The organism is Marininema halotolerans (assembly GCF_900116235.1).
GTDB lineage: Bacteria > Bacillota > Bacilli > Thermoactinomycetales > DSM-45169 > Marininema > Marininema halotolerans.
In genome coordinates this window covers 1-20,011 of sequence record NZ_FPAA01000017.1, presented here as the reverse complement: position 1 = coordinate 20,011, position 20,011 = coordinate 1, and the positions used below count along the sequence as shown (strand labels likewise).

The window sequence follows — 20,011 nt, the reverse complement described above, 5'->3', positions numbered from 1 at the left end:
GACCATCACACAATTCGTTATGTATCGGCTAGCAGAGTAGCATTTATATCACCCAGCATTTCCACATTACAAAGAGAACGATCAGGAGGAATTCGATAATTTTCTACTGAATATATATAAAGCACAGAATGCTTTAACGAGGTGATGAAAGTGAGATTTTTAAAGATGACTAAAGTTTTAGCACTCCTTCTATCTATTGGATTTACCCTAGGCGTCCTCTCCACACCGAGCATGATTACTGATCCAACGGCAGCAAACGAAACGAATGACGATATTGCACAACCAAGAGGATCCTGATGAACCGTCATTTTGACGGTTTTTTTTTGCGATTTTTCCTTGAGAAGAATCTTCTTATCCATCTTGATCGCTCTTTCTTTACGAATAGAAAACGACTCGTCGGGCACTATAATACAGACATTATTGAACAAAACGCTCCTGGATCCCCTGAAAAAAGGAGGAAGATTCTTGAGTAAGCGACCCTATTATGTAGCGATCCATTCTGGTGAAAAGGCGGGTGCCCTCTTGCAAGAAAAAAGTTCGGATCAATATGTATTTGAAATTGAAGCCACTCCAGAAGAAGCCCGTGAGCTAAGTTATTTTCTCGAACAACTTGCAAGGAGTGATATCGCAAGTTTCTGGAACGCCCATACTCCGTTTATTCAGGATAAACAGAATCCGGAAAACGAACAGTATGATTCCAGTTTAGTCACCATGTATGAACATATCCACCGTCTCGGGACCCCTGAGACCAAGGAACAAATTGAATCCATGAACATTCTTGAGCAGTAAATCCATTGACAATCAGCGTCAAAAATTCATGCAGGTTGATCCGCTTTTTGAGGAAGCCGGTTCTCTTTGCAATCACCCAACGATACGACTTGTCCAACCGATCCACTCAAGGATTTAGGGTAGAAAATACAAATACGCAAATAAAAAGAGGTTGGGAATGTTCCCAACCTCTTTTTATTCACTTTTTAATTAAGTATTTTTCAATGTCATCCAAAAGCAAATTGGCCGCTTTCACACCACCAGCTGTGGTCCAAATGATGTCATCCACTTTATAAGCATGGTCACTCTTTACCGCTTGAAGCTTTTTCCACAAGGCATCATGGGTCCACTCTTTTTCAACTTCGCTTCCTTCATTACTTCCACCCGTCTCTTGATAGGTAAAGTAGAAGAGAGCATCTCCATCCATATCCGGAATTCGTTCTTTGGTAACTTCCTGGGCAAATTCGTTTTTATCTTGGCTTTTTGGGCGCTTTAAACCCACCTGATCTAGAATCACACCTGGGAAGGAATCTTTATAGTAAATACGAGTTTGACCTGGCAGGAAACGAACGACAGAAACCTTGGTGTCTTGTTTTCCTTGTTCCTTCAATTGATCTTGAATGTGGTTAACACGCTTATCAAAATCAGCAATCACCTTTTCTCCTGCTTCTTTTTTACCCACAGCAGTGGTATACAATTTTAAATTGTTTTGCCAATCTCCACTCAATTGTTCCGCAAACACCGTGGGGGCAATTGCTGATAAGTGGTTATATACTTTTTCTTGACGCACCTTATTCCCAATAATTAAATCCGGTTTTAAAGCAGCAATCGCTTCGAGATTGGGCTGGGTTTCCAGTCCAACATCTTTAACCCCTTTCATCTCCGCTTTCAAATGAGGATACCATGTCCCGCCACCTGAAAACGCTCGCACTGCACCGACTGGTTTCACCCCAACAGAAAGTAAAGCCTCTAAGCCTTCATTGGTTAGAACCACGACGCGTTTCGGTTTACCTGCCACCTTTGTTTCACCCATTGCATGTTTGACAACGGTCGTTTGCCCTTTATTATTCGACGCTTTATCCTCACTCGATTGCGCACCGCAACCGGCTGTAATAAGCAATGCTGCTGATAAAATACCACTTATCAACAGGCGTAGCCTCTTCTGAGCTGGTTTCTTAAACATGATGTCCTCTCCCTATCACTGATAATGATTTTCAATATCATCGTTATCATAGCGTTCATAGGGAACTGTGTCAACGGTTCTACCGAAAATCTTCGATAGGAATTGATAAAGGATCCAACCGAGAGCCATCCTTTGGACTTTCAGCAAATAGCTCCAACGTCAGCGTCCCATTGGTTGGGAGTTGAGAATGTGGAATTGATATTTCGAAATCGAAGGGGCTCCACAGAGGTGCTCCCCCTACCTGAAGTACACCTTCTGTTAAATAACGATGGCCGTCACTTACAGCGTAATGAAAAACCCCTTCAAAAACACGTGTTTCCCCTTGCACATGATACAAACCCGCTTGTCCTGTGACCTGAATCCTGCGAAAAGACACATTCTCTTGTTCCCCAGGCAATGTAATTGAAGGGATCCGTGGTTTACGCGGTCGATTCGTTACCGTCCAAGTCGTTTGTTTACGCAAATATCCTTCGTTTACAACCGCTCCATTGATTGTAGTGATTAACACATCCGCTGTCACATGATAAGTCCCTTCCATGACCGGCTCATTATGCAAGGAAGGGTCCCAGGTTGCGGACCAATTTAATTGATCCTCTGGTTCTAAGCGTACACGGGTCGACCCCTTCGAAAAAGACGATTTCGGCCAGCGATAGATCACCCTTCCCTTTGGATCTGTCACAGTTAATTCTGTTTGTTGACCGGAAGCAAAGGTCAACTTCGCCTCGTCCTTCCCTCGGTTAACAATGCCCCAGTGAAACTGTGCCACCCCTTTCTTCTCTTCCATCTGTAACCCCATATCCAATTGGATAGAAGGAGATCGATGGGTGGGTGCTTCCTTTTTATTGAAACATCCTCCACTTATCCATACGAGAGCGATGATCAGCACTCCCCCTGACCATACAATCCACCGACGCTCTTTCATGAGTATCCCCCCTTACTCCATTGAATTCCATGAAGTTCGGCCAATATGACCAATACCCCACCGATAGTAAGAGGGACATAAAAAAATAGCTACGAGTATCACTCGTAGCTATTTTTCACTTCATCTCTTGAATGCGTTGATACAGTTTTTCTACAGGCAGAATGACTTGATGGAAAGTACCTTCTCCAACTAGCGATTTATCGTGCTCCGCCTTTACCTCACAGATGACTCGATTGGAAGTAACTTCGACGACCGTTGAGGTAAAGGTAACGACCTTTCCAACAGGAGCGGGAGCCATATGTTCAAGTGTAATGGCCCCACCCACTCCCTCCTCCCCATTCTCTAGATAGGGAAGAATGATTTTTCGACTTACCCATTCCATGTAATAAACCATGGTGACGGTAGACAAAACCGGATGGATTTCCACTCCCCCGAAGGAGGCAGTCATCTCCCCAGCAACAGTGACTACCATCTGCTCTTCGATGCCTGGTTGAAGCCCTGGTTTCATCGGACTCCTCCCCTATCTACGCAGATTCTCCACCAACACTGCCATCCCCTGACCAACGCCTACACACATGGTTGCTAATCCCCAACGCCGCTTTTGTCGTTGCAGTTCATAAAGTAATGTGGTCATGATTCGGGCACCGCTTGCGCCTAGTGGGTGCCCGAATGCGATCGCCCCACCATTGACATTGACCTTTTCAGGTTCAAAATCCAGCTCCTTCATACAAGCAATTGCCTGTGCTGCAAAAGCTTCATTGAGCTCCACTAGATCAATATCTCGAATGGACAATCCCGTGCGAGCTAATAATTTACGAACAGCAAGTACTGGACCGATTCCCATATAGGCAGGGTCACAGCCGGATACTGCCACCGCATGAATCCGTGCCATCGGTTCCATTCCAGCAGCTTCTGCTTGCTTTCGCTCACCGATTAATAATGCAGCTGCTCCATCATTTATTCCGGAAGCATTCCCAGCAGTGACTGTCCCCTCCTTTCGAAAGGACGGCGTCAAAGAAGAGAGTTTTTCAAGTGTGGTATCCGGTCGTAGATGTTCGTCTTTCTGAATAAGTACGGGTGCCCCTTTTTTCGGGACGTACGAAACAGGAACGATCTCTTCTACAAACCGCTTCTCTTTCCAAGCACTCCCTGCTCGATGTTGACTCATTAACGCAAAGGAATCCTGCTCTTCCCTTGAAACACCATATTTCTCAGCAACATTCTCTGCAGTCTCGCCCATGCTGTATGGATAATGAATCGCCGCCAATCGAGGATTGATAAAACGCCACCCGAGGGTCGAATCGACTAAAGTATGATCCCCTCGAGAAAGGCCTCCCTCGGGTTTCATCATGACAAGGGGCGCACGCGACATGCTTTCCACGCCACCCGCGATGAAAAAATCACCATTCCCCATTAAAAGGGAAGCTGTCGCTTGATGAATGGCTTCTAGTCCAGAAGCACAAAGTCGATTGACAGTAACTCCTGCCACTTCGACAGGAAGCCCCGCCAATAAACCTGCCATACGGGCTACATTTCGATTATCCTCGCCAGCTTGATTCACGCACCCCAATACCACATCTTCAATGCGGTCGGGATCTACACGAGAATTTCGCTTCAATAACGCTCGAATGACGCCAGCGGCTAAGTCATCCGGTCGAACTCCCGCTAACACGCCTCTATAACGACCGATGGGTGTCCGAACTGCATCGAGGATCACCGCTTCACGCATTCTCATTCCCTACTTCCACCGGCTCATATTGATAAAATCCACGACCGACACTTTGTCCCAATCGTCCTGCATATACCATCCGTCGAATCAACGGGGCTGGACGATAACGATCCTCACCCAATTCATCAAACAATCCTTGTAGGATCCATAGGACTTGATCTACACCGATGCGATCCGCCCACTCCAATGGACCAAAGGGGTGACGGGTACCTGTTTTCATGGCCTTATCAATGTCAGGCCCTGCTGCTCCTCCTTCAGTTAGCAACCAAGCCGCCTCATTGACCATTAGCGCCATTGTTCGTGGGAAAACTAACCCCGGTTCATCGCCGATCATTTCGACTTCTTTTCCCCAAAACTCCCATAAACGAATGCCTCTCTGCCATGCAGCATGATCTTCCGCTTGTAAAGGTTGACTGATCTCAACTATTTTTGAATCCTGTAATTGCAACGGAGAAAAACCGCAAAGCCGTTCTGGATGCTCAAGATGCGACGCTAATCGTGTGGCACAAAATGCGAGGGTAGAGGAAAATATGGGCACTTGTGCCGCAACTAAACGTTCAGCCATCTGTAAATCCATTATTTTCGCTTCCAGGGGTCCCGTTGTTACATCGATCACAGCAACAACTCTTGCACTTTCATGGGGCGGCACATCATTCAATGCCCGAACATTGATCCGTTTGTTCCGAAAAAACTGACGGACTTCCTTGTCTAAGGGAGCTTTCCCGATTAGCAAGACTTCATTCGTCATAGGAATAATGCCCCCTCCCTGACTTTCGACCCAGTGCACCACTTGTCACCAATTGACGCTGGGAAGGATGTGGGCGAAACCGAGGGTCATGGGAAAAACCTTCATAGACAGCCATCGAAGCTGCATAATTAATATCGATTCCAATCAGATCCTGTAACTCAAAGGGCCCCATCGGAAAACCCGCTTCGCGTAAAATGCGATCCACTTGGCTTTTTTCAGCCACGCCATCTCCTACAAGCCGGTACGCTTCATTATGAAAAGGACGTGCCACACGGTTTACCAAAAAACCAGGGCGATCTTTAACCGTCACAGCCTCTTTTCCCAGACATTGAATCCATTCAGCAACCTTTGATAAGACCTTTGGATTCGTCCGCTCACCCTGCACAACTTCTACTAACGGCATAATCGGTGCAGGATTAAAAAAGTGTAGACCCAACATACGTTGTGGAAGACGAAGGGCACCTGCTATTTCCGTAACAGAGAGCGAAGAGGTATTCGTAGCAAGCCATGTCTGATCACCAACAATCGGCTCCACGGCTTTAAACAACTCTTGTTTAACATCGATACGCTCTAGGACTGCTTCAATGACTCCTGTCACCACGGATAAACGAGTAAGGTCTGTCACTGGATGAATACGATCGATAATCGCCTTCCTTTCTTCGCTACGGATCGTACCCTTCTTTTCTTGACGTAAAAGGCGAGTGCGAATCGATTCAAGTCCCTTCGCAAGCGCTTTTTCATCGAGATCATATAAAAGGATATCGCATCCCGCTGAAGCGAGAAATTGGGCGATGCCGCCCCCCATTGTTCCTGCCCCAAGAATCGCGTAGGTTTCAGCTGTGTTCACGTTTAATTCTCCCGGGCCACTTCACCAATCATCATGGTAACCAGTGGTCCTGCAAATCCCATGAGATCCTTTGCAGAAGCGCGACCTTCAGGGGAGCTCATCGCAGCATCCAAAGCGGCTCGATCTTCGAAATACATCGCCGCTTCCATGTAAAATTTCGCATCGCCTCCCATTGGCGTCCCTTGCATTCGTGTCACTTCCAGTTTTTTTAGCCCAGGCATTTTTTCTACCAAGGGAGTGTGCACTTCTTCATAATGTTTATCAAATTCTTCATGTGCCTCAGGATGCTTGTACAATGCCACTAATTTGACCATGGTGAATCTCTCCTTTTTTTCAAAAATGAAGGATCATTCTTTCACTACCCGCAAATCTCACTAATTAACCCGGTTGAAAAAGGTTTCGTTGATCGATGACACGAACGGCCTTTCCTTCACTACGCGGAAGCGCCGATGGTTCCATCAACCTTACGTTTGTCGTCACACCCAAACTTTCCTTTAAACGCTGACTCAACTTCCTGCGTAGATGTAAACCGTCATCATCCCTCCCCGTCGTATCACATTCTTTAGCAGCAAAATACGCTGAATTCACCTCCACTTCTAAGGTAAGGGTATCGAGTGTACCTTCCCTACTGACAATCAACCGGTAGTGAGGAGTCAATTCTTCCATACCAAGAACAACTGGTTCCATCTCAGAGGGAAATACGTTGACCCCACGAATAATCAACATATCATCGATCCGACCTTTAATCCTTGACATGCGAGCATGTGTGCGTCCACAACAACATGCCTCTCGTGTCAAACTAGCAATATCCCCCGTTCGATAGCGAAGGAGAGGGAAGGCTTCTTTCGTTAATGAGGTAAATACCAGTTCACCTTCCTGACCTTCTGACAAAGGTTCTCCTGTATGGGGATCAATTACCTCAGGCAAGAAATGATCCTCCGCAATATGAAGGCCATTTTTTCCTTCGCGGCACTCCATGGAGACACCTGGACCGATCACCTCGGATAACCCATAAATATCAAGGGCATCGATCCCCCAAACACCTTCCAGAGTTTGTCGCATCTCTTCGGACCAAGGTTCGGCACCAAAGATCCCATATTGAAGCGATGAATCCAAAGGGTTCACACCCTCCGCCATCATCGCTTCCCCCAAACTGAGTATGAAGGAGGGCGTTCCCGCAATGCCCCTCGGTGCAAAATCCTTAATGAGCGTGATTTGTCGTGAGCGGTTGCCTCCCGATACAGGGACTGTGATGGCACCTAATCCTTCCGCACCGTAGTGCATACCTAATCCACCGGTAAATAACCCATATCCGTATGCATTGTGAAAAACATCCCCCGGTCGACCTCCTGCCGTCATAATCGAACGGGCGCAGATTTCAGCCCATCGTTCAATGTCTCCCTTTGTATAACCGACTACCGTCGGCTTTCCCCTCGTCCCAGAAGAAGCATGTAATCGAAGGATTTCTTGGCGATCCACAGCAAATAAACCAAAGGGATATTGATCCCGCAGGTCTTTTTTAGAAGTAAAGGGAAGACGATAAACATCCTCCCACCTTTGAATCGATGACGGGTATACACCCATCGATTCTAGCTTCTCTCGATAAAAGGGAACTCGTTGCCAAACTCGCTCTACGGTTTCGCGCAACCTTTGTTCTTGTAGGCTGAGAATCTCACTCCGCGACAACGTCTCTAGCTCCCGTTGATACAAGAAAGTACCCTCCTCTATCTTTTTACTTAAACCGGTTTCATGCCCTCAAAGGGCTCTTTACAGCGACGGCAATAAAAAATGGCTCGACAAGCCGTCGGACCAAACAGGTTGTGAACATCTCCTTCTTCTCCGCCACAATAGGGACAAGGAGGTGCCTGTATCCATTGCTCCTCCGACTGACTGATGGGTGGAGCAATTCCAAATTCAATTAACTTTTTTCTACCCTCTGACGTGATACGATCACTCGTCCACGGTGGGCTCATGACATACTGAACGGATACCTTCTCCACACCATCGACCTTGGAAAGTCGATTCTCTACTTCTGAACGAATCATATCCAAAGCAGGACAACCTACAAACGTTGGCGTCAACTCTACATATGCCAACTTCTCTCTTCTCTCCGCCACGGTCACAATCCCTAACTCCACAATACTAATCGTTGGAATTTCAGGATCTTTTACCTCCTGAAGAGCTTTCATCAATTCAGGATCAGAAATGGCCACCGTTATCCTCTCCTTACCATCGAGCGGCTGGATCCAGGGCGTACACAGAGGAAAGCTCCCCCAGGAGATGGTTCAATTCTGGAAAATGATCACCTAAACGACCCTTCTTCACTGGCTCAGGCATTGCCTCAATCCATTCTATGCCCGCCTCAGCAAATACAGGACGAATCCTTTCTTCCCATTGCTGTTGCAACACAAGAGAGGAAGTATGAATCACCTGCCGTTGAAGGAGCTCTTCTTCCCAAGCGCCCCAAGAAAATAAACCACTAATATCCGGCCATACTTTCCAGATTGCCGTTTCCATTCGCTTACGTGCTTCTCCTCCCGCTAAACACAAGCGCACAAACCAAAGGTGCATATGAAGTAAATGATATCGCTCTTCACGCTGAATTTTAGCAACTCCCTCTGCCAAAGGAGGATACGATGACTTAGCTAATGCCTCCAAACGGAGCGCATCAAAGGTATCATAGAAAAAATGACGAACAATGGAATACGCCCAGTCGCCATTTTCTCTCTCGGTTAAGCACGCATTTCTTCTCTCATGGGAACCCCGTCCAAATGCCAATGTATCAGAATCTTGTTCACCGATTTCTGCTAACCGTTCATAATAGAAGGTCGCATGTCCTACTTCATCCTGAGCAATCGAGCTAAAAGCAACATCTTCTTCAATATCCGGGGCGAGCCCCAACCATTCCGAATCTCGATGACCGATACACAATTCATCATCAGCAAGTTGAAAGAGTAAATCCTTCAGCGCTTTTTGGTAGATTGGATCGGAAATATCCATACCCCTTGATAATTGATTCATTCCATAACCCCCACTTCATCAACTGGAAGCGCTTTCATTATTTTTGTCACCTTTACCATGTAAATCTTCAACAATCTCCTCTAATTGCAACACTTTTTCCTTATACATCTTCCATAAGCGTCCGTTCTCTGGATATCCCCCAGCTTCACGATATTTTCGGTCAAATTCACGTGCAAACCAATCCCCTTCAGAATCATAGGGAGTTGCTGTCACACACTGACGGGGAACCACCCAAAGATTCACACCCAGATCGCGGCGCAGAAAATTTTCACGAGCATTCATTAACGCCACGTCTGGGGAAGGTGCAACAACACTTCCCACATGGGTGTGAAAGTCCGCTTGCGTCTTTTGGACAAACACTTCAAATACGCCAAACCCTTCTTGTACGTTACCTTCACTCATCCCCTCTCCCCCTTTCACACAACCACCGAACCCTTCAGGCGTGAACGGATCATTGCCTCCCGAACCCACGCTTGCTCCTCATGAGCAAAACGCCTTAAATTTAACCGTTCTTGGGATTTAGGTCCTTGATTATCCCGTACGATTTTCCTGAATTTTTCCCAATCAGGTAATGTCCAACTCCAGCGTTTCGTTGTTTCATTGTATGAAAGGTTAGGATCAGGTATGGTCAGTCCTAAGGAACGAATACGCGGTACATATTTGGAGAAGAACTGCTGTCGTAATTCTTCATTGGTCTTCGTACGAATACCATAATCAATCATTTGTTGTGCAGATTCTGTAACTTCCATCGGTCCAAAAAAGAACAGAAGCGATTCCCACCAACGATTTAGCGAATCTTGCAACATTTTCCGCTGTGCATCCGTTCCCCCCGCCAACGCCAAAATAATGCTTTCGCCGTGTTGCATGTGAAAGCTCTCCTCCGCACAAATCCGTTTAAGAACCCGTGCGTAAGGACCATAGGAGGTATGAAGGAGTGCTGCTTGATTGATAATGGCGGCACCATCGACTAGCCAACCAATTACTCCAGCATCCGCCCATGTAGGAGCTTCCATATGAAAAACATTATGAAATTTTACGCGTCCATGAATGACATCGGCTACAAGATCCTCCCGTGTACGTCCAAAGGGTTCTGCTAAATCCTCTGCCACCCTTAGCAGGAGTTGACCATGACCCATTTCATCTTGCACCTTCGCCATAATGGCAAGTTTGCGCTTCAACGTAGGCGCTTTGGGCACCCACTCCTTCTCGGGTAAAGCCCCCATAATCTCACTAATCCCGTGCATGTGAATTAACTTAAGCAGCAGTTTCCGATAGGTATCCGGCATCCAATCCGTCGCTTCAATCTTCATGCCTGCCTTTATCCGCTCAATAAATCGCGTTTCTTTCTCCTCTCGATTCACAAGGCACTCCCCTCTCGATGAGCCAAACCTGCTAATAGAATTGACGCATACCGCTCCGCTACCTCAATCGGCGTCTGTTCCCCATCGGGCTGATACCATTGATAGAGGCCATTCATCGCCGATAAAATTAATAGACGGGCAAACTTCTCATCCACTTTACGAAAGCAACCCTCGTTCATTCCCTCGACCAAGAGTTGCGCCCAGAGCCCCTCGTATTCATCCCGTTTGGTTTGAATCATGTGTCTTCGTTCATCAGTCAAGGATTTCCATTCATGAAAAAAAACCGTTGCCGCTTCGAGATGATCGGTAATGACTTGCACATGGGCTACCATGGCTTTTCGTAATTTCGTGATGGCATCCCCCTCACCCTCGATAATGGGACGAACCGATTGTAAAAAATGTTCAGCCCCTCGATCGGTAATTTCAAATAATAAATCTTCTTTTGAACGAATATGAGCATAGAGACTGCCTGATAAGATCCCACTCGCTTCAGAAATATCACGAATTGTTGTCCCATGATATCCTTTATTACGAAAAAGCCCACTCGCCTTCTCCAATATTTTCTCTTTCCGAGCCACCTTCGGCATCACATATCTCCTTTTCAGCACCATCAAAAAAACAAGCGCTTGCTTGTTTTTAGCATATAGAAAAATACGCAAGGTTGTCAATGATCTGAATAATTATTGATTGAGTAAAAAAAGGATTGTCAACCCCCTATCCGATCTGTTAAGGTAGAGACATCACCATAATGTCACGGAATGTTCACCGATTGATCATCAGTTGTTCACTAATTTCGCGGAAAGGGTGTTATAGATGCCTGGCTCACTCATTCTATTTGGAGTTGTCCTCTATCTGTTCTTCTTTACATTCATGGCCTTCGTATTGGGGCGTGCAGTTCTTGCCGAACACCGTCAACAAGTTGCCCTGGAAGCCGAAGCCCAATGGCACACTCCATCTGCGTCTGCACAATCGTCTATCAAAAATGAAAGCGTTTCCATAAAGTCGCATCAAACACGGCTCACCACTACTTAATTGGTTGTTTGATTTTGCTAACCACCCCCCATTTCAACACCCGCCCTTTTCGGGCTTTTTTTTATGGATTGATCCTCATTTGAACTGACGAATTTTTCTAATAATGAATCGGAAATGGTTGGTTTTTCTGCTCTTTTCATAGAAATCGAACCGACTGGATAATACATCCAATTTAACTCACTTTTCAAAGTGATTTTAATTTTACATCTTATTCCAATTGTATAGACTCAAGGATAAGAAGCGGTTACAATTACCACCGAAAACAATTTTTGGAGGCGATGATAATGAAAACGTTACGTGTAGGGTTAACCGTTTTAGCTGCTACGGTCGTTGCATTGGGATTCAACACAAGCGCTTTTGCCGCTACCGAAAAATCACAAACGCAATCCCACTCCCCAGTTGCTAAAGCTTCCTCTTTCCAAAGTGAAACCCTCAAAAACTTGCCTAACAACGTCAAGGAGCAGGTCAACCTTCTTCAAACAAAGCAAGAAAAAGGACTCATTACCTTAAAATCCGATGGTCGAACTTACATCATTCTCTCTCTCGGTACGCGTCCTTCCTCTGGTTATCAATTTGCTGTCGAGTATTTTACACAATGGGGTTCTAAGGTCTTTCTCACTACGCATGAAACCACTCCAGCTAGCGGTCAAATGGTAAGCCCGATGATCACCAATCCCATTTCTGTGATCTCCGTCGATGGAGAAAAAGACCTTGACGTTTATTGGCTATCCGCCCACTAAACGAAAACCCGCCATTGTGGCGGTTTTTTTTTGCCTACATTTCATTGATTTTGTCATCGATCATTTCTTCAATCCAGCGAGCAATCGATGAATGAGGAAGAAAAGCTTCGCCTCGATAGTAATGAGGAATCCCTTCTAGTTCTTTAGGAACCACAACCTCTGTAAAATATCCGCAACTTAAAAAGATAGGAAGAGCAAGTAGTCGACCTCTCTTTGCAAGCGCTTCTGCCTTCGGCTTCACGTCCTTTGTACGCAGCATCGCAAAGTCAATACGGGGAAATCCAAAACGTTCCACCATCGCTGCAGCCAGTTCAGCCAAACCTTGTTCCCATCGTTCTTGAAATCCACTTTTTTCACTACCGTGAGCGATCAATAAAAGGGATTCTTCTTCTGGGATCGTCGACAAGTCAGTGACTCGCTCTTCGATAATCTCAATAATACGGTGATGGGCATCCATCCCCTGACAAGGAATTACTTCTGCTTGGGGGCGGATACGTGACAAATGAGTGGGTAGACGTGGATGTTGAATCACACCCAATGAATACCATATTTCTTCTAAGTGCGTACTCCCTGAGCTTACAAACAACGGAATGGCTAAAATCTGTTTCACACCCTGTTCTTCCAACGCCTTTACCCCATCTGGGATCAATCGACCTGGTACTAACTCCAAAAAACCAACCACGATTGGATAATCTACCTGTACTTGGTTAATCGCTTCATCGACAAGGCGATTCCATTGTTCATTACGCGATCCATGGGCAATTACCAAGATACCAATTGGTTTTGAAGGATGCATCGCAATCACCTCATTGTAGAAACATTGTTCCCACTTTACCATTTTCCATTGATAAGACCAAGATGGATACCACCTTCATTAATAAACCAACCCTTCGTTTTCAACGACAAAAATGAGCCCGATTCTCCATTACAGTCCTCTCTGTCCCGCCGAAACCACCTTCTTCCCATTAAACGATGTTAGATTTTATTACACAATGCATCAAGGTAATCGTTTCTCTTTTGCTCATGTCAACTATCTTTACAAATCGAGCATCTTGTTATAAGATGGAATTCATTAGAAATGGTACCAGGGGGGATTCTTCATGGCGCTTACCCTGCTCATCGTTAATAACGACCATCCATGTGATCATCATTTAACCAACCTATATAAAGAGTTACTGCCCGCCGATCAATATCACGTGGAATCATCTTCGTTGGATCATTGCATGAGGATCCCACCACACGCTCACGCCTTAATTTTACCCACTTCCATTGCAACTTCCCTTACCACCAAGGAATTACGATCCCTTTCCCATTTTCCTCTTCTCCGCTATGAGGAAGGGCCTATGAGGGAAGTCTTTTCAAAGAATCATCACGCCTATGATGGACTCCTCTTTCCAGAGATGTCCTCCACATCGATCCAAATAACCTGTTTAAACGCCATGAATAGCTATCATTTGCGAAAGAACTTGCAACAAGAGATCGAAAAATTAACCCATCAATTAGAGGAAAGAAGATGGGTTGAACAAGCAAAGTCCATCCTCCAAGAAGCTCGGAACATCTCAGAGCAAGAAGCTTATCGTTTTTTGCGAAAGCGGGCAATGGATGAACGACGACGGCTCCCAGAAGTCGCTGTATCCCTCATCCAATTTCACAAGATGTTAGAAGATCCAAAGGAAGCAGAACCTATCCGCTAGTCCTTGATGGATTCCAAGCCTACCAAAATTAGGCGCTTACTTTGTGATGAAACGGGTACATAACCTAGTAGATCGATCTACTGGGTTATTTTGTATGGGGGATAAGATGCCCTTGTCTAAATTTTTCAAGGTTGACACGGGATATGACGGACTCAGGATGCACATGATACCATCAGAGTACCCTGAATGATATGTTGTCAAGCCCTAATATCCTGTTAAATAGCAAGGATTCCCTGCCTTTTTTCCGTAAATCTCCATGCATATGATACCATTAATAATGTTTTCATCCTTCCCACACAAAAACACATCGGGGGAAAAACAAAATCGGGAGGACATTCCGTGGAATTTTATAATCGTCTCAAGGATTACTTTCCAGAAGAAGAGTTAAAGAAATATGCACATCTTCGTGACCTGCTAACCAATCAAGACACGTATCACAAAGCTGAAACTGAGGATTATTTACTCCTCTATAGTGAATTTGACACCTTTATCTTTGTTGATTACCTTCTTGTGAGTGGAAAAACTCGCGGTAAAGGGGTAGGAACCAAAGTCCTGAACATGCTAAAAGAGAAAAATAAAGCCATTATTCTTGAAGTAGAACCTCCAGATCCATCGGTTCCGGATACAGAAAAACGTATTCGCTTTTATAAAAAGAATGGTTTTGAATTGGCGGATCTCATTCAGTATAATCGAGAAACTGAGGATGGAAGTGCTCTGAAGTTAGATATTTACTTTTGGAGTTCAACCCCACTCACACAGGAGGAAGTAATGGATAAAATGGCTACTGCCTGTGATGAAGTGCACAACTTCCGGTCCATGCTTCATTATGGGAGAATCCAAGCAGATCCCGAAGAAGTATTAGAGCTTAAAGAACCAGCTATTCATTAACTTCTCGCCCGAGGAACCTCACGGACTTTCTTTCCGCGAGGTTCTTCGAGTTTTCACCTTGAAATGATCTGCTTTCCCTATGCAGTACCTAATGTGGTAAGATAACAAGGAATCGATTTCAAAGGAGGTAGTCTCATGGCCACCAAAGGTAGTATTGAATTAGGAAACGGAGATGTGCTTGAACTGGAATTTTATCCAGAAGCGGCACCTCAAACCGTAGAAAACTTTAAAAAACTAGCCAACGAAGGCTTTTATAACGGGCTCTCTTTCCATCGTGTAATTCCGGGCTTTGTTAGCCAAGGCGGTTGCCCTATCGGAAACGGCACAGGTGGAGCAGGATATACCATTAAGTGCGAAACCGAAAACAACTCGCACAAACACGAGCCAGGCTCCTTATCAATGGCCCATGCGGGTAAAGATACCGGCTCCAGTCAATTCTTTATTGTCCATGAGTCACAGCCTCACCTCAACGGGGTACATACCGTTTTTGGTAAAGTAACGAATGGGCTGGAATCTGCACGTAGTATGAACGCAGGTGACCGTATGACTCACGTACGCGTTTGGGAAGATTAAGTCACACATCGAATAAGTTACACACAAAAAGATGAGTCAGATGACTCATCTTTTTGTGTTAAGACTATCCATCCCTCTTTTACCCTTATCCAGCGATACGTTTTGTGGGTAACACCTCTGCGAAGGTCGATAGGATCTCCGTCACGTGGGCATGATGAGACTCTTCCCCAAATCGATCCATCTTCTTTGCGTTAGAAGCATCATGAACAAAAACCATTTGAAATCCACGATGGTATCCCTCCACAATCGTCGAGAGACAACACATCGTCGAGCCATATCCGATTACATGAATGCGGTACTCCTGTAGCCGCTCCATCATCTGAGAAAACTCTGGGGATGAAAAACACGAGAATTGGTTCTTTACAATCTCCCGCTCACCAATTCGAGGTTCAAAACCAGAAACAAAATCACTAAATTCAGAATTATCATTGAATATTTTCCCTTCTTGCAAATGTCGAACATGAGCAATCGCCCACCCCTCTGTACGAGCATTCTCTAGTAATTTCTTCGCATTTTCTAGGGATGGGCCAATGGATCGAATATGAAAAGGCCTTCCTTCCGTCACATATTCCCTTTGGATATCGATTAATACCAATGCATTTCTTTCATGCATTCGTTATCCCCCTCTTCTCCAGCCACAATTTTTCCGACTATGAATGCCTACGCACTAATTCTTCATCACCCAATCATCCTCCTTTAATGAGGCCCTAATATCACCCTATTATTTCCACTATGTATTTTTCATTATCTATTTTTTCAATAAAATGGTTTTTTGCCCCATCAAAAAACTCCCTCCGATATTGGAGAGAGCCTTTCAACGAAATTAATATAACAGGTCCAAAAACTGCTCTTTCGTTAACTTCCCAAAATGCGCTTCAATGTCGACTTCGGCAAGGGTTTTTTTCAAATCCTCCTGGTCATAACGTCGACCGACTAGCAACGCCTCAACTTCTTGAACCTCTCGCATCCCAAAAAAGTCTCCAAATATCGCACATTGACGAATGACTCCTTTTTCTACAAAAAGGCGAACATCAACGCTTCCAACCCCTTCAAAGCGACGAGAATGTTCAACGTTAAATTTAGGAGATCGCCCAACATTCCATTCCCAATTACGGTATCGTTCTTGTGAAATTTGTTCGATGGCATTCCAATCATCCGTTGTTAAGTGATATTGAGGAATCTCCTCAACCTCCTCAAAGATATAACGAAGCAGTGTCTCACGAAATTGCTCGATGGTGATTGCTGTATCCAAATAATCACGGATATTCGCAACACGACTCCGCACCGATTTTGTACTCTTTGATTGAAATTTCTCCTGTTTTACCTTGAGTGCATTGGCAACCGCATCTAAATCAACATCAAACATCAAGGTCCCATGACTAAACATCCGACCTTTGGTAGAGAACTGAGCATTTCCCGAAATCTTCTTCTCCCCCACTTGCAAATCATTGCGCCCTGTCAATTCCGCTTCCACACCTAAACGACGTAGCGCTTTGACTACCGGCTCGGTAAACTTACGGAAATTAAGAAAACTCTCCCCATCATCCTTTGTGATAAAGCTAAAATTCAAATTTCCACGGTCATGATACACTGCCCCACCGCCAGAAAGGCGGCGCACTACATGGATCCCGTTTTCACGGCAGTAATCCACATGGATTTCCTCCACCGTATTTTGATTCCTTCCAATGATAATGGAGGGATCATTGATATAAAACAAAAGGTAATCCTCATCAATATCAAGGTGCTTTAGAATATATTCCTCAATCGCCAGGTTCACTCTGGGATCATAATTTTTTTGATTATCAATGAATAGCAAGGTCTTGTCCACTCCTCATCGCATGCCATGTCTTTCTATTGTAGACAAGTGACAAAGACGAAGCAAACCATGACTCTTGCACTGTTCGTTTAGCATGCATTCACCAACCACATTATTAACAAGGAGGCATTATCATTTATAATACCCCCCTCTTCTAATTTAATTGCGATGATTCGGGAACCATGTAAGTATTCCTTACTCACGCGACCCCATGAACCCACCCTGACTCAATCTGGTTTTCCCCATCCCACTGTGGTATAATTTCCTTTTGGAAGCATCTTTTCGGCGAACCGTTGCTTACCCGGCCAATAAGAAGCCGGTTGCTTTTTTATGAACATTTACAGCGTGAAGGAGGCCAGGGGCGCGATTGGCGCCCGGTCAAATGAATCCTCAAGATATCCGCAACATTGCGATCATCGCCCACGTAGACCACGGAAAAACAACCCTCGTGGATGCGATGTTAAAACAAGCTCATATTTTCCGTGAAAATCAGCAAGTCGCTGATCGTGTGATGGACTCCAATGACTTAGAGAGGGAACGTGGGATCACGATCCTATCCAAGAACACTTCCATCACCTATAAAGGCGTCAAAATGAACATCATTGATACACCAGGTCATGCTGACTTTGGTGGTGAAGTGGAACGGGTCATGAACATGGTGGATGGCGTTCTTCTATTGGTCGATTCAGTGGAAGGTCCCATGCCACAAACTAAATTCGTATTACGACAAGCCTTAGAACGGGGACACAAAGCCATCGTCGTAGTCAATAAAATTGACCGCCCAAACGCTCGTCCCGACTATGTCGTTGATACAACCTTTGATCTCTTCGTTGACCTTGGTGCCAATGAAGAGCAAGCCGAATTCCCTGTGATCTACACAAATGCCCTTACAGGGCAATCGGGTCTCGATCCTGCGGAGATGCAGGATAATATGGAATCTTTGTTTGAAGAAGTGTTAAACACGATTCCTTCACCTAAGGTTGAACCTGAGGGTCCCACTCAGATGCAAGCTACCTTGATGGGGTATGATGACTATAAAGGAAAGATTGTGATCGGACGTCTCAATAGCGGTACGATCCAAAAGAACCAAAATGTCCTTCATATCCTCGCTGATGGAAGTCAGAAACCGTTAAAAGTGGCTCAAGTTTTCACCCACCAAGGACTTGGCCGGGTAGAAGTTGAGCAAGCCACTGCAGGGGATATTATCGCCTTGACCGGTCTTGGTAATGTCGGAATTGGTGATACCATTACGGATCCAGAAGACCCCCGTCCACTTCCGCCAATCAAGGTGGAAGAGCCGACGCTACGAATTACCTTTGGGGTGAATACCAGTCCCTTTGCAGGCCGGGAAGGTGATTTTGTCACTTCACGTAAACTGCGGGAGCGTCTCTTTATTGAATCCGAACGGGATGTAGCCCTCAAAGTAGATGAGACAGAATCCCCTGATACCTTCCTTGTTGCTGGTCGTGGTGAACTCCACCTCGGTATTTTGATCGAAAATATGCGTCGGGAAGGGTATGAATTTGAAGTATCCAAACCCGAAGTGATTTTGAAGAAAATCGATGATACATGGCATGAACCGATTGAATCCGTCGAAGTTGAGGTATCTGCTGAATACCAAGGCGCTGTCGTTGAACTGCTTGGACAACGCAAAGGACAAATGACCGATATGGAAATACGAGATGATGGGAGTATTCACTACACCTATCTCGTTCCCACTCGTGGATTAATCGGTTTCCGTCAACAATTTATGACGGCTACGCGAGGAGAAGGGTTAATTAATACCCTGTTCGCTGGGTTCCAACCCCATGCTGGTGAAATTCAAACACGGGATCACGGTTCACTTGTCGCTTGGGAACCCGGTACCGCATCCAGCTATGGTCTCCATGCCGCCCAAGAACGAGGAACGCTATTCATTCCATCCAATACGGATGTCTATGAAGGTATGGTAGTTGGTCAACATATCCGGGAAGGTGACCTGGATGTAAACGTCTGTAAAAAGAAACAGTTAACCAACTTCCGTGCTTCAGGTTCTGATGACGCACTACGGTTAGAGCCCCCTCGAAACCTATCCTTGGATGATGCCTTAGAATATTTATCCGATGATGAATTACTTGAGGTCACGCCCAAGGGATTCCGAATCCGCAAACGGATCTTGCCAAAAAATGAACGACGTAAGTATCAAAAATACGGTGGCAAGATCAAGCAATAGATCGGTAACCACAGGAAACATTGAACCTCCCCCACCTACGCTAACGCTAAGAGGTGGGGGATTCTTGGAAGCTCCCATCGACTGACAGGATCAAATCCAAGCTTAAACCGTCGTCCCAACGGCAAGTAATCGAAGTCCTTCTTGCAAAATGTTCTTCGATGCATTGATGTCTCGATCATGATAGGAGTGGCACGTAGGACATGTCCATTCTCGTAGGTTGAGGTTTTTTACGTCCTTATTGCGGTAGCCACAGGAAGAGCATAGCTGACTGGAAGGGAACTGTTTCCCCACCTTCACCACGTTTCGTCCATGCCATGCTGCCTTGTAGGTGAGCATGGCAACAAACTCCGACCAGGATGCATCCGTGATCGATTTGGCTAACTTGTGATTCTTTACCATGTTCTTGACACCAAGATCTTCGATGCAGATCGTTTGGTTTTCACGAATCAGCTTCGAAGACAGTTTATGGAGAAAGTC

At 45.3% G+C, this 20,011-nt stretch carries 24 protein-coding genes; 6 read left to right on the top strand and 18 right to left on the bottom strand.

Translation table 11 applies throughout. From position 1 onward, the window contains the following. Positions 1–17: 17 nt before the first annotated feature. Positions 18–359 (bottom strand): hypothetical protein, encoded by a 342-nt coding sequence (locus CHX35_RS16170; RefSeq protein WP_140413640.1) that lies wholly within the window; start codon positions 357–359, stop codon positions 18–20. 106 nt (positions 360–465) lie between these two features. On the opposite strand from CHX35_RS16170, the gene CHX35_RS16165 reads away from it, so the two are divergent. Continuing rightward, on the top strand, positions 466–789 hold the full coding sequence (locus CHX35_RS16165; RefSeq protein WP_091839493.1) for a hypothetical protein: 324 nt from the start codon (positions 466–468) through the stop codon (positions 787–789). Between the two features lie 178 nt (positions 790–967). Here CHX35_RS16165 and CHX35_RS16160 read toward each other — a convergent pair whose 3' ends face one another. The 13 genes from CHX35_RS16160 to CHX35_RS16100 all read right to left on the bottom strand — a co-directional run bounded on the left by CHX35_RS16160 (position 968) and on the right by CHX35_RS16100 (position 11,166). Then, entirely contained in the window at positions 968–1,951 is a 984-nt protein-coding gene (locus tag CHX35_RS16160) for an ABC transporter substrate-binding protein (protein ID WP_091839490.1), read from the bottom strand. Positions 1,952–2,030: 79 nt separating this feature from the next. Further along, a complete protein-coding gene (locus CHX35_RS16155) occupies positions 2,031–2,873 on the bottom strand; it encodes a BsuPI-related putative proteinase inhibitor (protein ID WP_091839487.1) in 843 nt (280 codons plus the stop codon). Positions 2,874–2,988: 115 nt separating this feature from the next. Next, positions 2,989–3,381, bottom strand: coding sequence for a thioesterase family protein (locus CHX35_RS16150; RefSeq protein ID WP_091839484.1), 393 nt, complete (start codon positions 3,379–3,381; stop codon positions 2,989–2,991). A 12-nt stretch (positions 3,382–3,393) separates the two neighbouring features. Beyond that, positions 3,394–4,602, bottom strand: a complete 1,209-nt coding sequence (locus CHX35_RS16145) for a thiolase family protein (protein ID WP_091839481.1) — start codon at positions 4,600–4,602, stop codon at positions 3,394–3,396. Then, positions 4,595–5,350: a 3-hydroxyacyl-CoA dehydrogenase family protein gene (locus CHX35_RS16140; protein ID WP_091839478.1), complete on the bottom strand. Its 756-nt coding sequence runs from the start codon at positions 5,348–5,350 to the stop codon at positions 4,595–4,597. Before CHX35_RS16140 ends, CHX35_RS16145 begins: the two co-directional genes overlap by 8 nt. Further along, positions 5,340–6,197, bottom strand: coding sequence for a 3-hydroxyacyl-CoA dehydrogenase family protein (locus tag CHX35_RS16135; protein WP_245838895.1), 858 nt, complete (start codon positions 6,195–6,197; stop codon positions 5,340–5,342). The genes CHX35_RS16140 and CHX35_RS16135 overlap by 11 nt, the downstream gene beginning before the upstream one ends. 2 nt (positions 6,198–6,199) lie before the next feature. Then, complete coding sequence (locus tag CHX35_RS16130) at positions 6,200–6,511, bottom strand: EthD family reductase (protein WP_091839476.1); 312 nt, start codon at positions 6,509–6,511, stop codon at positions 6,200–6,202. Positions 6,512–6,575: 64 nt separating this feature from the next. After that, positions 6,576–7,907 (bottom strand): phenylacetate--CoA ligase family protein, encoded by a 1,332-nt coding sequence (locus CHX35_RS16125; RefSeq protein ID WP_091839474.1) that lies wholly within the window; start codon positions 7,905–7,907, stop codon positions 6,576–6,578. 26 nt (positions 7,908–7,933) lie between these two features. Further along, complete coding sequence (gene paaD, locus CHX35_RS16120; protein WP_342743143.1) at positions 7,934–8,410, bottom strand: 1,2-phenylacetyl-CoA epoxidase subunit PaaD; 477 nt, start codon at positions 8,408–8,410, stop codon at positions 7,934–7,936. A gap of 13 nt (positions 8,411–8,423) precedes the next feature. Then, positions 8,424–9,218, bottom strand: a complete 795-nt coding sequence (paaC, locus tag CHX35_RS16115; protein ID WP_091839471.1) for a 1,2-phenylacetyl-CoA epoxidase subunit PaaC — start codon at positions 9,216–9,218, stop codon at positions 8,424–8,426. Between the two features lie 18 nt (positions 9,219–9,236). Further along, a complete protein-coding gene (locus tag CHX35_RS16110; protein WP_091839468.1) occupies positions 9,237–9,620 on the bottom strand; it encodes a phenylacetic acid degradation protein in 384 nt (127 codons plus the stop codon). A 14-nt stretch (positions 9,621–9,634) separates the two neighbouring features. Next, positions 9,635–10,579 carry a 1,2-phenylacetyl-CoA epoxidase subunit PaaA gene (paaA, locus tag CHX35_RS16105; protein ID WP_091839466.1) on the bottom strand — a complete coding sequence of 315 codons (945 nt, stop codon included), beginning with the start codon at positions 10,577–10,579 and terminating at the stop codon, positions 9,635–9,637. Further along, a complete protein-coding gene (locus CHX35_RS16100) occupies positions 10,576–11,166 on the bottom strand; it encodes a TetR/AcrR family transcriptional regulator (RefSeq protein ID WP_091839463.1) in 591 nt (196 codons plus the stop codon). The genes paaA and CHX35_RS16100 overlap by 4 nt, the downstream gene beginning before the upstream one ends. 729 nt (positions 11,167–11,895) lie before the next feature. Between CHX35_RS16100 and CHX35_RS16090 the strand changes: the two genes are divergently transcribed. Further along, positions 11,896–12,351, top strand: coding sequence for a protease complex subunit PrcB family protein (locus tag CHX35_RS16090; RefSeq protein ID WP_176392146.1), 456 nt, complete (start codon positions 11,896–11,898; stop codon positions 12,349–12,351). Between the two features lie 34 nt (positions 12,352–12,385). On the opposite strand, the gene CHX35_RS16085 is transcribed toward CHX35_RS16090, so the two are convergent. Beyond that, entirely contained in the window at positions 12,386–13,147 is a 762-nt protein-coding gene (locus CHX35_RS16085; protein ID WP_176392145.1) for a sirohydrochlorin chelatase, read from the bottom strand. Between the two features lie 304 nt (positions 13,148–13,451). Here CHX35_RS16085 and CHX35_RS16080 point away from each other — a divergent pair, with 304 nt between their 5' ends. The 3 genes from CHX35_RS16080 to CHX35_RS16070 all read left to right on the top strand — a co-directional run bounded on the left by CHX35_RS16080 (position 13,452) and on the right by CHX35_RS16070 (position 15,506). Continuing rightward, entirely contained in the window at positions 13,452–14,045 is a 594-nt protein-coding gene (locus tag CHX35_RS16080; protein WP_091839450.1) for an ANTAR domain-containing response regulator, read from the top strand. Positions 14,046–14,384: 339 nt separating this feature from the next. Then, positions 14,385–14,933, top strand: a complete 549-nt coding sequence (locus tag CHX35_RS16075) for a GNAT family N-acetyltransferase (protein ID WP_091839448.1) — start codon at positions 14,385–14,387, stop codon at positions 14,931–14,933. 135 nt (positions 14,934–15,068) lie between these two features. Further along, positions 15,069–15,506, top strand: a complete 438-nt coding sequence (locus tag CHX35_RS16070; RefSeq protein ID WP_091839445.1) for a peptidylprolyl isomerase — start codon at positions 15,069–15,071, stop codon at positions 15,504–15,506. Positions 15,507–15,591: 85 nt separating this feature from the next. Here CHX35_RS16070 and CHX35_RS16065 read toward each other — a convergent pair whose 3' ends face one another. Both CHX35_RS16065 and lplA read right to left on the bottom strand, forming a co-directional pair. Next, the gene (locus CHX35_RS16065; protein WP_091839442.1) at positions 15,592–16,119 is read right to left on the bottom strand and encodes a cysteine hydrolase family protein; all 528 of its coding nucleotides are present in this window, start codon (positions 16,117–16,119) and stop codon (positions 15,592–15,594) included. A gap of 210 nt (positions 16,120–16,329) precedes the next feature. After that, positions 16,330–17,322, bottom strand: coding sequence for a lipoate--protein ligase (gene lplA / locus CHX35_RS16060; RefSeq protein WP_091839438.1), 993 nt, complete (start codon positions 17,320–17,322; stop codon positions 16,330–16,332). Between the two features lie 382 nt (positions 17,323–17,704). Between lplA and typA the strand changes: the two genes are divergently transcribed. Next, positions 17,705–19,534, top strand: a complete 1,830-nt coding sequence (typA, locus tag CHX35_RS16055; protein ID WP_091839548.1) for a translational GTPase TypA — start codon at positions 17,705–17,707, stop codon at positions 19,532–19,534. Between the two features lie 102 nt (positions 19,535–19,636). On the opposite strand, the gene CHX35_RS16050 is transcribed toward typA, so the two are convergent. Then, positions 19,637–20,011: RNA-guided endonuclease TnpB family protein (locus CHX35_RS16050; RefSeq protein ID WP_140413639.1), on the bottom strand; the 375-nt coding region annotated here is incomplete at its 5' end.

Coding starts and splice junctions, on each gene's coding strand:
- CHX35_RS16170 (WP_140413640.1), bottom strand. CDS start 359: ATGGATAAGAAGATTCTTCTCAAGGAAAAATCGCAAAAAAAAACCGTC.
- CHX35_RS16160 (WP_091839490.1), bottom strand. CDS start 1,951: ATGTTTAAGAAACCAGCTCAGAAGAGGCTACGCCTGTTGATAAGTGGT.
- CHX35_RS16155 (WP_091839487.1), bottom strand. CDS start 2,873: ATGAAAGAGCGTCGGTGGATTGTATGGTCAGGGGGAGTGCTGATCATC.
- CHX35_RS16150 (WP_091839484.1), bottom strand. CDS start 3,381: ATGAAACCAGGGCTTCAACCAGGCATCGAAGAGCAGATGGTAGTCACT.
- CHX35_RS16145 (WP_091839481.1), bottom strand. CDS start 4,602: ATGCGTGAAGCGGTGATCCTCGATGCAGTTCGGACACCCATCGGTCGT.
- CHX35_RS16140 (WP_091839478.1), bottom strand. CDS start 5,350: ATGACGAATGAAGTCTTGCTAATCGGGAAAGCTCCCTTAGACAAGGAA.
- CHX35_RS16130 (WP_091839476.1), bottom strand. CDS start 6,511: ATGGTCAAATTAGTGGCATTGTACAAGCATCCTGAGGCACATGAAGAA.
- paaC (WP_091839471.1), bottom strand. CDS start 9,218: ATGAATCAATTATCAAGGGGTATGGATATTTCCGATCCAATCTACCAA.
- CHX35_RS16110 (WP_091839468.1), bottom strand. CDS start 9,620: ATGAGTGAAGGTAACGTACAAGAAGGGTTTGGCGTATTTGAAGTGTTT.
- CHX35_RS16100 (WP_091839463.1), bottom strand. CDS start 11,166: ATGCCGAAGGTGGCTCGGAAAGAGAAAATATTGGAGAAGGCGAGTGGG.
- CHX35_RS16090 (WP_176392146.1), top strand. CDS start 11,896: ATGAAAACGTTACGTGTAGGGTTAACCGTTTTAGCTGCTACGGTCGTT.
- CHX35_RS16085 (WP_176392145.1), bottom strand. CDS start 13,147: ATGCATCCTTCAAAACCAATTGGTATCTTGGTAATTGCCCATGGATCG.
- CHX35_RS16080 (WP_091839450.1), top strand. CDS start 13,452: ATGGCGCTTACCCTGCTCATCGTTAATAACGACCATCCATGTGATCAT.
- CHX35_RS16070 (WP_091839445.1), top strand. CDS start 15,069: ATGGCCACCAAAGGTAGTATTGAATTAGGAAACGGAGATGTGCTTGAA.
- CHX35_RS16065 (WP_091839442.1), bottom strand. CDS start 16,119: ATGCATGAAAGAAATGCATTGGTATTAATCGATATCCAAAGGGAATAT.
- typA (WP_091839548.1), top strand. CDS start 17,705: ATGAATCCTCAAGATATCCGCAACATTGCGATCATCGCCCACGTAGAC.